The following is a 13,334-nucleotide window of genomic DNA, read 5'->3' as shown; positions in this document are numbered from 1 at the left end:
GCGCCCCTCTTGTGCATGCGACGACGTCTAGTTCCGGTCGTCGCGCGGCCCCACGCACGCGTACAGGGCCGCGCCCGCGACGAACGCGGCCAGCGACTGCGGCGACGTCGTCGACGCGTAGGCGGACGGGGCGGCCATCCCGGCCGTCGGGTCGGCGGCCGGCTCGTCCAGCGCGACCGGGACGCCGCCCACGATGCGGATGCCCGCCTCGTCGAAGGCCCGCTTGATGCGCCAGCGCAGCTCGCGCTCGACGGTCAGGGCCTTGCCCGGCATGGTCTTGGCGGAGACCCGTACGACCATCGAGTCCAGGAGCACGCTGTCGAGGCCGAGGACCTCGATGGGCCCCCACAGCATCTCGTTCCACGGCTCGGCCTTGCTCATCTCCTCGCCGATCTCGCCGAGCACGGTCCGCACCTTGTCGAGGTCCTCGTCGGCGCGGACGGTGACGTCGACGCCCGCGGTGGCCCAGCCCTGCGAGAGGTTCCCTATCCGCTTGACCTCTCCGTTGCGCACGTACCAGATCTCGCCCTCGGCGCCGCGCAGCTTGGTGACGCGCAGCCCGACCTCGATCACCTCGCCGGAGGCGACCCCGGCGTCGATGGTGTCCCCGACCCCGTACTGGTCCTCCAGGATCATGAAGCAGCCGGAGAGGAAGTCGGTGACGAGGTTGCGGGCGCCGAAACCGATCGCGACACCGGCGACACCGGCGGAGGCCAGCAGCGGCGCGAGGTTGATCTTGAAGGCGCTGAGGATCATCAGCGCGGCCGTGCCGAGGATCACGAAGGACGCGACCGAGCGCAGCACGCTGCCGATGGCCTGCGAGCGCTGTCTGCGCCGCTCGACGTTCACCAGGAGGCCGCCGAACGCGGTGCCGTCGACGGCCTGCGCCGTGCGGTTCATGCGCTCGATCAGCTTGGTGATGGCCCGCCGGATCACCCCCCGCAGCACGGCGGCTATGACGACGATCAGCAGGATCCGCAGGCCGAGGGCGAGCCAGTCGGACCAGTTCTCCTCGACCCAGCTGGCGGCCTGACCGGCCTGCTCCTGGGCGTCCTTGAGCGTGGGCTGCTGACTGCCCGTGTCGCTGGCGGCCGACAGGACGGACAAGATCACGGCAGGTACCTCCAGGCGTTGCCTCTGCCCGCCACAGGGCGGCACGACTCGGGGACGGGAGCGGGCAGGCCCACCACACTAACGGGGCATTGTGCGCGGATCGGCGAGATGTTCGGCGAAGAGACGGTGCTCACGGGCGCTCACCCGCAACTTGGCCGGTTCCGCGCCGGACGTGAGCGAGATGTGGTCGAAAACACTTCAAGGCCGTTACGCGGACATGGTGGCGCCATGACCAGCGATGAGGGGAGACTGACTGCAGATCGTCCCGGCGCGAGCCACGCGCCGCCGGCGTACAAGGAGGCATTCCGTGCCGCATGTCCTGGTCCTCAACGCGTCGTACGAGCCCCTCGGCGTCGTACCGCTCCGCCGCGCGCTCGTACTCGTCCTGGAGAACAAGGCCACTTGTCTCGAGGAGTCCGGCGCCTTCATGCACAGCGCCACCTGCACCGTCCCCGCACCCAGCGTGGTCCGGCTCAAGCGGTTCGTCCGGGTTCCCTACCGGGGCCCCGTTCCTCTGACCCGGCGTGCACTGTTCGCCCGTGACGGCGGCCGGTGCATGTACTGCGGTGGCGTCGCAACCAGCGTCGACCACGTCATCCCGCGCAGCCGCGGGGGCCAGCACGTCTGGGACAACGTGGTGGCGTCGTGCCGCCGCTGCAACCACACGAAGGCCGACCGCCATCTGGTGGAGATCGGCTGGCGCCTGCGCCACAAGCCCGCACCGCCGACGGGTCTGGCCTGGCGCATCATCGGGACCGGGCACAGGGACCCGCGCTGGCTGCCCTATCTGCAACCATTCGGCGCGGACGAGGCCCTGGCCCGGATCGAAGGCGTTTCCGCCTGATCATCGATCCGGGTCTTTGCGTTCCCGGGGCCCGCGCCCGCCCGACCCCGCCCGCCCGTGCTCCCGGCGTGCCGGGCGTCGGGTCCGGTCCCGCGGGCACCGGCCGCACGCCCGCACGTCGAACCGGATGACGTCCGCGGGAACCTCGGGCGGGGTGCCGGACACGTAGAGAGCATGGAACTGAACGACGCCGGACCCGACGGCGGGATGACCGACCGGGAGCTGTGGGCGCGCGCCGTCGACGGCGACCGGGAGGCGTTCGGTCTGCTCTTCGACCGCCACGGAAAGGCCGTCTACAACTACGTGTTCCGCCGGACGGCCGACTGGTCCGAGGCGGAGGACCTCACCTCGACGGTGTTCCTGCACGCCTGGCGGCGGCGCGCGGAGACGGTCCTCGACCGCGATTCCGCGCTGCCGTGGCTGCTGGGCATCGCCGACCGCCTGCTGTCGAACACCAGACGGCGGCTCAGACGCGCCGAGGCGCTGCTGCACCGGCTCGTCTCGCACGACGAGCCGGTGGGCGACCACGCGGACCGGGTCGCCGTCCGGATCGACGACGAGCGCCGCATGTCGGAGATCCACCGGGCGCTGGCCCGGCTGCCGCGGCACGAACGCGAGGTCGTCGAGCTGTGCGTCTGGGCGGGCCTCGACCAGCAGGCGGCCGCGGCCGTGCTGAAGGTGGCGGTCGGCACCGTGAAGTCCAGGCTGCACCGGGCGCGACGGCGACTGGGGGCCGATCTCACCGACGGGGCCCCCGACGCGGCGGTCTTCGGTTCCGGGAATCACGTCCACGCGAAGGAAGTCGCACGATGAGTGACGAGCAGGGAATTCCAGCGGCTCCTTCCGAACGCGATCTGCCGGACCACCGGCGGATGCGAGAGGAGCTACTGATGAAGATCGGTCTCGAGGAGCACCGGCCGCCGTCGCCGAGCCGCCGGTGGGGGGTTCCGCTCGCCGTGGCCACCGGTGTCACGGTGGTGAGCGTCACGGCCGTGGCCGTCCTCGGCGGGACGGGCGAGGCACGGCCGAGTGCCGCGCCGTCGCTGTCGGCCCCCGCCGCCGCGCCCGCGTCCCCTTCCGCCTCGCCCCCGGGCTCGGGCGCCGCTTCGGCTTCGGCTTCGGCTTCGTCCGGTCCGAACGCCTTCACCATCACCCCCGGGAAGCTGCCCCCGATCGGGGCCGGCTCCGTCGCCCGGATCCTCTCCTCCTGCCTGGGACAGGACGCCGCCCGCTTCCACTCCGTCCTCGCGGTCCACACCCCCGTCGCCGCCCCGAGCGCGGACGGCGTGGTGATCGCCGTCAACTCCTCGGGCCAGTACGCGCAGTGCCAGACGAAGGGCGACAAGGGCAGCAGCATGAGTTCCCCGCCCACCTTCATCAACGACCGGCTGTGGAGCACCGACCGCACGATCGAGTACTTCGACTCCACCATGGAACCCACGGGCGAGCGGTCCTTCCTCGTGGCGGGCGCCGGGCACTACGCATCCGGCGTCGCCAAGGTCACCGTCAGCTACGGCGACAAGCCGGCGGAGTATCCGGCACTCATGGCCGACGGCGCCTTCTTCTACGCGTCCACCCTCACCGCCGGCGCCACGCCGGGCCGGCGCTACGCGGGCCCGAGCCCGTACATCCACGCCTACGACGCCTCGGGCAAGGAGATCTACGACCAGCGGAAGGACCCGCGTTTCCGGTGAGTCGCCGCCCGGCCCACGGGCACCCCTGAGATAACGAGTTGGACAACCAGGGGGCGTCTTCCCTTGACGCCCCCTTCACCAGCGACTTACGTTCCTCGCACCCAATAGGAAACCTTCCTAACAGTCGATGACGACACCGCGAGGAGACAGCACGAGATGGCCGCTACCCCCGGCACCCCGAGCGTGCTGCGTGCGATGAACGACCGTTCCGCCCTCGACCTCCTCGTCGCCCACGGCCCGCTCACCCGCACCCGGATCGGCGAACTCACCGGCCTCTCCAAGCCGACGACCTCGCAGATCCTCGGGCGGCTCGAAGCGGCCGGGCTGGTGCGCACCACGGGCAGCCAGACCGGCCGCCCCGGGCCCAACGCCGTGCTCTACGAGATCGCCCCGGACGCCGCGCACGTCGCCGCCCTGTCCGCCGACCCGACCGGCATCACCGCGGTCGTCGCCGACATCACCGGCGCCGAGCGCGGCCGCTTCCGGATCGAGGCCGTCGCCGTGGCGGAGGACGTGCGCCACCGCACCGCGCAGCTCGTCAGCGAGGCGGTCGACGGCGCCCTGGAGCGGGCCGGGCTCGGCCACGACGACCTGACCGCCACCGTCATCGGCACCCCGGGCGCCATCGACCCGCACACCGGCCAGCTGCGCTACGCCCCGCACCTGCCCGGCTGGCACTCGCGCACCCTGCGCGCCGAGCTGGCCGAGGTGCTGGGCACCCCCGTCTCCATCGAGAACGACGTCAACCTCGCGGCCCTCGCCGAGCAGTACGAGGGCGCGGCCCAGGACCACGACGACTTCGTCCTCGCCTACGTCGACGAGGGCGTCGGCGCCGCGATCGTGCTCGGCGGCGTCCTGCTGCGCGGCGCGACCGGCGGCGCGGGCGAGATCGGCTACATGCCGCTGCCCGGCGCCCCGCTGGCCCGGGGCGGCGAGACGGTGCACGCCCGCAACGACGCGGGCGGCGGCTTCCAGTCCCTGGTGGCGGCCCCCGCGATCCGCGACCTCGCGGGCGGCACCGAGGACCTCGCCGAGGCGCTGAAGGACGTCGAGGTGCTCGACGAGGTGGCCCGGCGCCTGGCCACCGGCCTCGCCGCCGTCGTCGCCGTCGTCGACCCCGAACTCGTCGTGCTGTCCGGGCTCGTCGCCCAGGCGGGCGGCGACCCGCTGCGCGAGCGCGTGGAGCGGGAGCTCACCGGACTCGCCCTGCCCCGGCCGCAGTTGCGCATCAGCGAGCTGGCCGGCGATCCCATCCTCACCGGTGCCCTGCGCACCGCCCTGTCGCAGGCCCGCGACACCGTCTTCGACACCAGCGGCGCCTGAACCCCGTACCGCCCCTCCCCCACTCCGCCCACCGTCCCACCCACGTAAAGGACGTTCGCCATGCCGCGATGGCGCATACCCCTGCGCGCACCCGTGGTGCTCGCCGCGGCCGGACTGCTGCTCGCCGGCTGCGCCAATCCCAGTACCGGCAGCGCCGACGACGATCCGACCAAGCCCGTCACCATCAAGTTCTGGCACGGCTGGTCGGCGCCCGGCGAGGTCAAGGCGATCAACGACTCGATCGCCCGCTTCGAGAAGCTCCACCCGAACATCCATGTGCAGTCCACCGGCAACGTCACCGACGCCACCCTCAACCAGGCGCTGCGGGCCGGCGGCGACGAGGCCCCGGACGTCGTCTCGTCCTTCACGACGAACAACGTCGGGCAGTACTGCGACTCCGGCATGTGGGCCGACCTCGACCCGTTCATGAAGAAGACCGGGCTCGACAAGGACAAGACCTTCCCGAAGGCCCTGCTGGACTACACCAGTTACGACGGCAACCAGTGCGCGCTGCCGCTGCTCGCCGACGCCTTCGGCATGTACTACAACAAGGACGCCTTCAAGGAGGCGGGCATCACGCACCCGCCGAAGACGATGTCCGAGTTCGTCGCCGACTCCAGGAAGCTGACGCAGAAGAGCGGCAACACGGTCAAGCGCGTCGGCTTCATGCCGAACTTCCGCTTCTACCAGAACAGCCCCGACCGGCTGTTCGCCCAGTGGGGCCCGACCTACTTCGACCAGGACGGCACGTCCCGGCTGGCGAAGGACCCGGCGTCGTACGAGTTCTTCAGGACCGCGAAGAAGCTGATGGACGCGCAGGGCGGCTACGACGCCCTGGAGCGGTTCCGCACCTCCTTCGGCGACGAGATGTCGAACCAGAACGCCTTCCTGAACGGCAAGGTGGCCATGCACCTCGACGGTGAGTGGCGCGGCCTGATGCTCGACGACGCCAAGGCGAAGTTCGACTGGGGCGTGGCCCCGCTGCCGGTCCCCGACGACCAGGTGGAGAAGTACGGGCGCGGCTATCTCACCGGCACCGTCGCCGGCATCGCGCACAGCAGCAAGCACCAGAACGCCGCCTGGGAGCTGCTGCGGTACCTGACCGCGGACACCGACCAGGTCGTGAAGTTCGCGAACGCGATCCACAACGTGCCCTCGACGAAGGCGGCCCTCACGTCGCCGAAGCTGGACGCCGACCCGACGTTCCGCACGTTCCTGGACATCGCGAAGAACAAGTACAGCCAGGTGCTGCCCCCGTCGACCAACGGCGGCATGTACGTCGTGCAGCTCCAGGACTTCTCGTACACGGAGGAGGCCGGGAAGGTCCCGAACCTGAAGGCGGGACTGAAACGTCTCGACAAGCTCATCGACGCCGACACGCTGCAGTCGCAGAACTGAGGTCCCGCGCATGGCAATCGCACTCTCCCGGCCCGCGCGGCGCAGACTGCGCACCCTGGGCTTCCTGTCCCCCTGGCTGATCGGGTTCAGCGTCTTCTTCGCCTACCCGCTGCTCGCCACCGTCTACTTCTCGTTCATGCACTACAACCAGATCAAGGCGCCCACGTTCGTGGGGCTGCGGAACTGGAAGTACGTGTTCCAGGACATGCCGCTGTTCGGCCCGGCCCTGTGGAACACGCTGTGGCTGGTCGTGGTCATGGTGGCGCTGCGGGTGGTCTTCGGGCTCTCGCTCGGCCTGCTCGTCACGAAGATCAAGAGCGGCGTCGGCTTCTTCCGGACCGCCTTCTACCTGCCGTACCTGGCGCCCCCGGTGGCGGCCACCGTCGCCTTCGTCTTCCTGCTCAACCCGTCGACCGGACCGGTCAACGAGCTCCTGGCGAAGATCGGCATCGACGGCCCGAACTGGTTCAACGACCCCACCTGGGCCAAGCCGTCCCTCGTCCTGCTCTCCCTGTGGGGCATCGGCGACCTCATGGTCATCTTCATGGCCGCGCTGCTCGACGTACCGAAGGAGCAGTACGAGGCCGCCGAACTCGACGGCGCCGGCCCGTTCACCAAGTTCCGGTACGTGACCTGGCCCTCGATCACCCCGATCGTGATGTTCGCGGTCGTGACCGGTGTCGTGCAGACCATGCAGTACTACACACAGGCCCTGGTCGCCGGGAAGATCGCCTCCGGCGTCTCCATCGGCCCCGGCTCGGTGATCCAGCCCGGCTACCCGGACCACTCGACCCTCACGGTCCCCCAGCTCGTCTACTCGATGGGCTTCCAGAACTTCAACACCGGCGCCGCGTGCGTGCTCTCGCTCGTCCTGTTCGTCATCGCGATGGCCGTGACCATGCTGCTCATGCGCAAGCGCTCGGGCCTGCTCTCGGCGGAGGACTGATCCCATGACCACCACCACCCTGCGTCCGGCGGCGAGCGCCGACGCCCCCGCCGCCAGAGGCACGGAGCCCGCCCGGCCGCGCCGCAAGGAGATCCTGAACTGGATCGCCGTGCACAGCGTCGCGATCGCCGTCGCGCTGCTGTTCGTCCTCCCCTTCGTGTTCGTCTTCCTCACCTCGGTGATGGCCGACGACCAGGCGATGAGCGGCGACCTGTGGCCGAACTCGTGGCACTGGGAGAACTACAAGGCCGTCTTCGAGACCGACGGGTTCCTCGACTGGTGGCGGAACTCGATCTTCTACGCGGTCGTGGGCACCCTCTTCACGGTCTGCTCGGCGATCCCCGTGGCCTACGCACTCGCGAAGTTCCGCTTCCGCGGCCGCCGCACGGCGATGATCCTCGTCATCTCGACGATGATGCTGCCGCCGCAGGTCATCGTGATCCCGATGTACCTGGTGTGGGCCCAGCAGTTCCACCTCTCCGGCACGCTGTGGCCGCTGATCATCCCGATGGCGTTCGGCGACGCGTACTCGATCTTCCTGCTGCGTCAGTTCCTGCTGACGATCCCGAAGGAGTACATCGAGTCGGCGCGGGTCGACGGCTGCGGCGAGCTGCGGACCCTGCTCAGGATCGTGGTGCCGATGGCCAAGCCGGGCATCGCCGCGATCGCGCTCTTCCAGTTCTTCTACTGCTGGAACGACTACTTCGGGCCGCAGATCTACGCGGCCCAGAACCCGGCTTCCTGGACGCTCAGTTACGGACTCGAATCCTTCAAGTCCGCGCACAGTGTCAACTGGAACCTGACGATGGCGGCGACCCTTCTGGTGATGGCGCCGGTCTGCATCGTCTTCTTCTTCGCACAGAAAGCCTTCGTGGAAGGCGTCACCCTCACCGGTGTCAAGGGCTGAACGGCTCTCAAGAACGGCTCTCAAGAGCTGAGGACGGAAATTCGGTTATGAAGCTCGCAGTGGTCGGCGGAGGGTCGACCTACACGCCCGAACTCATCGACGGATTCGCGCGGTTGAGGGACACCCTGCCGATCGAGGAGCTCGTCCTCGTCGACCCGGCGGCCGACCGCCTGGAGCTGGTCGGCGGCCTCGCCCGCCGCATCTTCGCCAAGCAGGGGCACCCCGGCGTCATCCGCACCACGTCCGACGTGGACGCGGGCGTCGCGGACGCCGACGCGGTCCTGCTCCAGCTGCGCGTCGGCGGGCAGGCCGCCCGCAACCAGGACGAGACCTGGCCGCTGGAGTGCGGCTGTGTCGGCCAGGAGACCACCGGCGCCGGCGGCCTCGCGAAGGCGCTGCGCACGGTCCCCGTCGTGCTCGACATCGCCGAGCGGGTGCGCCGGACCAACCCGGACGCCTGGATCATCGACTTCACCAACCCGGTGGGCATCGTGACCCGGGCCCTGCTCCAGGCCGGGCACAAGGCGATCGGCCTGTGCAACGTGGCGATCGGCTTCCAGCGCAAGTTCGCGAAGCTGCTCGACGTGGCCCCCTCGCAGGTCCACCTGGACCACGTCGGCCTCAACCACCTCACCTGGGAGCTGGGCGTGCGCCTGGGCGGCCCGGAGGGTGAGAACGTGCTGCCGCGGCTGCTGGCCGAGCACGGTGACGCGGTCGCCGACGACCTGCACATGCCGCGCGCGATCGTCGACCGCCTGGGCGTCGTGCCGTCCTACTACCTGCGCTACTACTACCAGCACGACGCGGTCGTGCGGGAGCTGCGCACGAAGCCGTCCCGGGCCGCCCAGGTCGCCGAGATGGAGCGCGAGCTGCTGCGGATGTACGGCGACCCGACGCTCGACGAGAAGCCCGAGCTGCTCGCCAAGCGCGGCGGCGCGTTCTACAGCGAGGCGGCGGTCGACCTCGCCGCGTCGCTGCTGGGCAGCGGCGGTTCGCCGTACCAGGTCGTCAACACCCGCAACAACGGCACGCTGCCCTTCCTCCCCGACGACGCCGTCATCGAGGTGCAGGCGGCCGTCGACGGCAAGGGCGCGCGCCCGCTGCCCGTGCCGCGGCTCGACCCGCTGTACGCCGGACTCATCGCCAACGTGACCGCGTACGAGGACCTGGCCCTGGAGGCCGCCCTGCGCGGCGGCCGGGACCGCGTCTTCAAGGCGCTGCTCGCGCACCCGCTGGTGGGCCAGATCGAGTACGCCGAGCAGCTCACCGACCAGCTGATCGCGCACAACCGGGAGCACCTCGCGTGGGCATGACCGTCCTTGCCGTGGACGCGGGAAACAGCAAGACCGACGTCGCGGTGGTCGCGGCCGACGGCACTGTCGTCGGCGCGGCCCGCGGCGGCGGGTTCCAGCCGCCGCGCGTGGGGGTCGAGGCCGCCGTGGACGTGCTCGCGGAGGCGGTCGGCCGGGCGCTCGCCGAGGCGGGGCTCGACTCGGTGGACCATGTGTCCGCCTGCCTGGCCAACGCCGACCTGCCCGTGGAGGAGCAGGAGCTGGCGGCGGCGCTGCGGGCGCGGGGCTGGTCGTCCGGCGTGGACGTCCGCAACGACACCTTCGCCGTGCTGCGCGCCGGACTCCTGGAGGACGCCGAGCCGCGCGGGGTCGCCGTCGTCTGCGGCGCGGGCGTCAACTGCGCGGGCATGCTGCCCGACGGCCGCACCGCCCGCTTCCCCGCCATCGGCAAGATCTCCGGTGACTGGGGCGGCGGCGGGGGCCTCGCCGAGGAGGCCCTCTGGTTCGCGGCGCGCGCCGAGGACGGGCGGGGCGAGCCGACGGCCCTGATGCGGGACCTGCCGGCGCACTTCGGTCTGGACTCCATGTACGCGCTGATCGAGGCGCTGCACCTGGGCCGGATCCCGGTGGAGCGGCGGCACGAGTGCGCGCCGGTGCTGTTCGCCACGGCGGCGGCCGGGGATCCGGTGGCCCGGGCCCTCGTGGACCGGATGGCCGACGAGGTCGTGGCCATGTCGACGGTGGCGCTGCGCAGGCTGGACCTGCTGGAGGCCGAGGTGCCGGTGCTGCTGGGCGGCAGCGTGCTGGCCGCACGCCACCCGCAACTGGACACCCGGATCCGTGAATCGCTGGCCGCCCGCGCCCCGAAGGCCGAACCCCGGGTCGTCTCGGAACGCCCGGTCCTGGGCGCCGCCCTCCTGGGCCTCGACACGGTGGGCGCACCCCCGTCGATCCACGCGAAGGTACGGGCCCACTACGCGCAGTAGGACCTGACGCCCCTGGACGAGCGAAGCCCGCTCCAGGGGCGCGGGGAACTGCGCGACCAGCCACACTCGACCCGCACCCGCCCGACCAGGGAACCGAACCCACCCCCGACACGTGTTCAAATGCAGGGCTCGCAAACAAGATCGAGTCAATGCCTGTGCGGATGTCAGTCGCGGCAGCGATACTTACCGCCGACGCACGACCATGGGGGAGGGTCGAAGTGACATACCCGCCGAACGGAAGCACCGCGCCGCCGGCCCACACCGCGCTGCCCACGATGCCGCCGGTCCCGCCGCAGCAGACCCGCGGCACCACACCACCGGCACCCGTCGCCCCGCCCCCGGCGGAGCCCCGCCGCACCGCCTGGGCCGAGGGCATCGAGCGCCTGAAGTCGGCGGCCACCACCGAGCCGGGGCGGCTGCGCATCATCGGCGCGATACTGGCGCTGCTCGTCATCGCGTTCGGCGCCACGACGGCCTGGCAGATGACGGACCGTTCGACGGCGGCCGACGACGTGCTGCACTCCAGCCAGCCGCTGAGCGCCGACGCAGCCGACATCTACCGCTCCCTCGCCGACGCCAACACCACGGCGTCCAGCGGCTTCCTGGCCGGCGGCCAGGAGACGGCGGCGGTCCGCGACCGGTACGAGAAGGACATCCGCACCGCCGCCGCCAAGCTCGTCACGGCCGCGGCCAGCACCGACCCGGGCACCCCCTCGGCCGCCACGATCGCCAAGCTCAACAAGCTGCTGCCCGAGTACAAGGGCCTCATCGAGCGCGCCCGCGCCAACAACCGGCAGGGCTACCCGCTGGGCGGCGCGTATCTGCGGTACGCGAACGAGAAGATGCAGACCGAGATGCTCCCCGCCGCCGAGGACCTGTACACGAAGGAGAACCAGCGGCTCCGCGACGACTACGACGCGGCGACCCCCTACCCCTGGATCGCGATCGCGCTCGGCGTCATCGCCCTCGCCGGCCTCGCCTGGGCGCAGCGGCGCAACTACCGGCTGACGAACCGGGTGTTCAACCACGGCCTGCTCGCGGCCACGGCGGCCTCCACCGTCGTGCTGCTGTGGCTGGTGGTCGGGCACACGGTGGCCCGCAGCGGGCTCAACGCCTCGTACGACCAGGGCGTCCGGTCGCTGAACGTGCTGCACGACGCGAGCATCGCCTCCCTGAAGGCGCGGGGCAACGAGAACCTGACGCTGGTCAGCCGCGGCGCCGAGACGGTGACCGTGGGCAGCGAGGTCAAGGACAAGTACGACGTCGACTTCCAGAAGCAGATGACGACGCTGGCGACCAGACTGAAGGCGGCGGACGCCCTCGCCGAGGGCGACGCGTCCGGCGAGGCGCCGGTGAACAAGGCGAACAGCGCCATGCTGGAGTGGCGCAACCGTCACACCGAAGCGCGCAAGCAGGACGATTCCGGTAACTATCAGGGCGCCCTCGACAAGATCATCGGCTCCAAGGACGACAAACCGACGGGCGAGTGCTTCGATCTGGTGGACCAGAGTCTCGACCGGGCTCTGGTGCACGAGCAGGCGCAGTTCACGTCGGACGCCACCGGCGGCCGCGACGCGATGACCGGCCTGTCGGTCGGCGCGGCGGTCCTCGCGGTGCTCGCGGCGGTGGGCGCGGTGCTGGGCATCGGGCGCAGGCTTTCGGAGTACCGGTGAGAGGGGGTGCGGTGATGGACGAGCGAGACGCGCGCAGGGTGAGTCTGCGCGGCTGGGGCGGCGTCGCGGCGATGGCCGCCGCGGTCGCCTGCGCCCTCGTGGCGGTGTTCACGGTGCTGCTCCCCCTGTCGCACACGGCGAGCGGCGACGGCAGCACGGGCCTCGGCTCGGGCGGCGTGGCCGAGGGGCTGCAGACCAGGGCCGACGACTGCTCGCCGACGGAGAAGGGGCACGAGCCGGAGCGCAGCCTCGACCCGAAGGGCGACCAGAACGGCACGGCCGTGAAGGCCATCAAGACGCGCGGCTACCTGTCGGTCGGCGTCGACCAGAACAGCTTCCGCTGGGGCTACCGCGATCCCAACAAGGGCCTGGACTCGTCCGGTTCGGCGAGCGAGAAGACCAGCGAGCTGGAGGGCTTCGACATCGACCTCGCGCACGAGATCGCCGGCGAGATCCTCGGCGACCCCGACGCGATCCGGTTCCGCGCCATCCCCACCAACCAGCGCATCCCGGCGATCAAGAGCGGCCAGGTCGACATGGTGGTCCGCACGATGACCATCAGCTGCGACCGCCTGAACGACGTCGACTTCTCCACCGCGTACTTCCAGACCGGCCAGCAGGTCCTCGCCCCGCGCGCCTCGGACATCACCGGCTACGACAAGTCGCTGGGCGGCAAGCGGATCTGCACGGCGAAGGGCTCGACGGCGGAGACGGCGCTCGACGACGGCCGCGACAAGGGCGACATCCCGCGCAGCACCGACATCGCCACGACGGTGCCGAACCAGCTGGACTGCCTGGTGCGCCTCCAGCTCGGCGAGGTCGACGCGGTGGTGACCGACGGCGCCCTCGCCGCGAGCCAGGCCGCGCAGGACCCGACGGTGGAGCTGAAGGGCGAGCCGTTCACCACGGAGTACTACGGCGTGGCCATGAAGAAGGGCTCCGACGACCTGGTGCGCCGGGTCAACCAGGTGCTGGAGGACTACCGCGCGGGCGGCAAGGGCAGCGGCTGGCAGAAGTCCTACGACAAGTGGCTGGAGGCCGCCCTCGGCCCGTCGTCGGGACCGCCCGCGCCGAAGTACAAGTGACACTCCACCCAGCACACTCAGCACAGAGCACAGAGCACGCACAGCGCAGTCGAGACAAGCGGAGAGGTGATCG

Annotated in this window: 12 protein-coding genes; 11 read left to right on the top strand and 1 reads right to left on the bottom strand. The window is 70.8% G+C overall.

What is annotated here, in order from left to right; translation table 11 throughout:
* Positions 1-27: 27 nt before the first annotated feature.
* Positions 28-1,113, bottom strand: a complete 1,086-nt coding sequence (locus ABT127_RS02990; RefSeq protein ID WP_351444143.1) for a mechanosensitive ion channel family protein — start codon at positions 1,111-1,113, stop codon at positions 28-30.
* Between the two features lie 307 nt (positions 1,114-1,420).
* On the opposite strand from ABT127_RS02990, the gene ABT127_RS02985 reads away from it, so the two are divergent.
* The 11 genes from ABT127_RS02985 (at position 1,421) to ABT127_RS02935 (ending at position 13,261) form a co-directional block, all read left to right on the top strand.
* Positions 1,421-1,957: an HNH endonuclease gene (locus ABT127_RS02985; protein WP_351444142.1), complete on the top strand. Its 537-nt coding sequence runs from the start codon at positions 1,421-1,423 to the stop codon at positions 1,955-1,957.
* Positions 1,958-2,131: 174 nt separating this feature from the next.
* Complete coding sequence (locus ABT127_RS02980; RefSeq protein WP_351444140.1) at positions 2,132-2,770, top strand: RNA polymerase sigma factor; 639 nt, start codon at positions 2,132-2,134, stop codon at positions 2,768-2,770.
* Positions 2,771-2,847: 77 nt separating this feature from the next.
* On the top strand, positions 2,848-3,651 hold the full coding sequence (locus ABT127_RS02975; RefSeq protein ID WP_351444139.1) for a hypothetical protein: 804 nt from the start codon (positions 2,848-2,850) through the stop codon (positions 3,649-3,651).
* A 156-nt stretch (positions 3,652-3,807) separates the two neighbouring features.
* On the top strand, positions 3,808-4,974 hold the full coding sequence (locus ABT127_RS02970; protein ID WP_351444138.1) for an ROK family transcriptional regulator: 1,167 nt from the start codon (positions 3,808-3,810) through the stop codon (positions 4,972-4,974).
* A 60-nt stretch (positions 4,975-5,034) separates the two neighbouring features.
* A complete protein-coding gene (locus tag ABT127_RS02965; protein ID WP_351444137.1) occupies positions 5,035-6,372 on the top strand; it encodes an ABC transporter substrate-binding protein in 1,338 nt (445 codons plus the stop codon).
* 10 nt (positions 6,373-6,382) lie between these two features.
* Complete coding sequence (locus ABT127_RS02960) at positions 6,383-7,318, top strand: carbohydrate ABC transporter permease (protein WP_351444136.1); 936 nt, start codon at positions 6,383-6,385, stop codon at positions 7,316-7,318.
* A 4-nt stretch (positions 7,319-7,322) separates the two neighbouring features.
* Positions 7,323-8,225 carry a carbohydrate ABC transporter permease gene (locus ABT127_RS02955; RefSeq protein WP_351444135.1) on the top strand — a complete coding sequence of 301 codons (903 nt, stop codon included), beginning with the start codon at positions 7,323-7,325 and terminating at the stop codon, positions 8,223-8,225.
* A gap of 47 nt (positions 8,226-8,272) precedes the next feature.
* Positions 8,273-9,538, top strand: coding sequence for a 6-phospho-beta-glucosidase (locus ABT127_RS02950; RefSeq protein WP_351444134.1), 1,266 nt, complete (start codon positions 8,273-8,275; stop codon positions 9,536-9,538).
* Positions 9,535-10,503 carry an N-acetylglucosamine kinase gene (locus tag ABT127_RS02945; protein ID WP_351444133.1) on the top strand — a complete coding sequence of 323 codons (969 nt, stop codon included), beginning with the start codon at positions 9,535-9,537 and terminating at the stop codon, positions 10,501-10,503. Before ABT127_RS02950 ends, ABT127_RS02945 begins: the two co-directional genes overlap by 4 nt.
* Before the next feature lie 218 nt (positions 10,504-10,721).
* Positions 10,722-12,176: a GlnX family signal transduction membrane protein gene (locus ABT127_RS02940; protein WP_351444132.1), complete on the top strand. Its 1,455-nt coding sequence runs from the start codon at positions 10,722-10,724 to the stop codon at positions 12,174-12,176.
* A 14-nt stretch (positions 12,177-12,190) separates the two neighbouring features.
* The gene (locus ABT127_RS02935; RefSeq protein ID WP_351444131.1) at positions 12,191-13,261 is read left to right on the top strand and encodes a glutamate ABC transporter substrate-binding protein; all 1,071 of its coding nucleotides are present in this window, start codon (positions 12,191-12,193) and stop codon (positions 13,259-13,261) included.
* Positions 13,262-13,334 lie beyond the last annotated feature (73 nt).

It is taken from the genome of Streptomyces sp. NPDC001904, assembly GCF_040297005.1.
In the GTDB taxonomy this organism is placed as follows: Bacteria; Actinomycetota; Actinomycetes; order Streptomycetales; family Streptomycetaceae; genus Streptomyces.
Note: the sequence above shows the minus strand (reverse complement) of the source record. Positions and strands in the feature narration are given on the sequence as shown.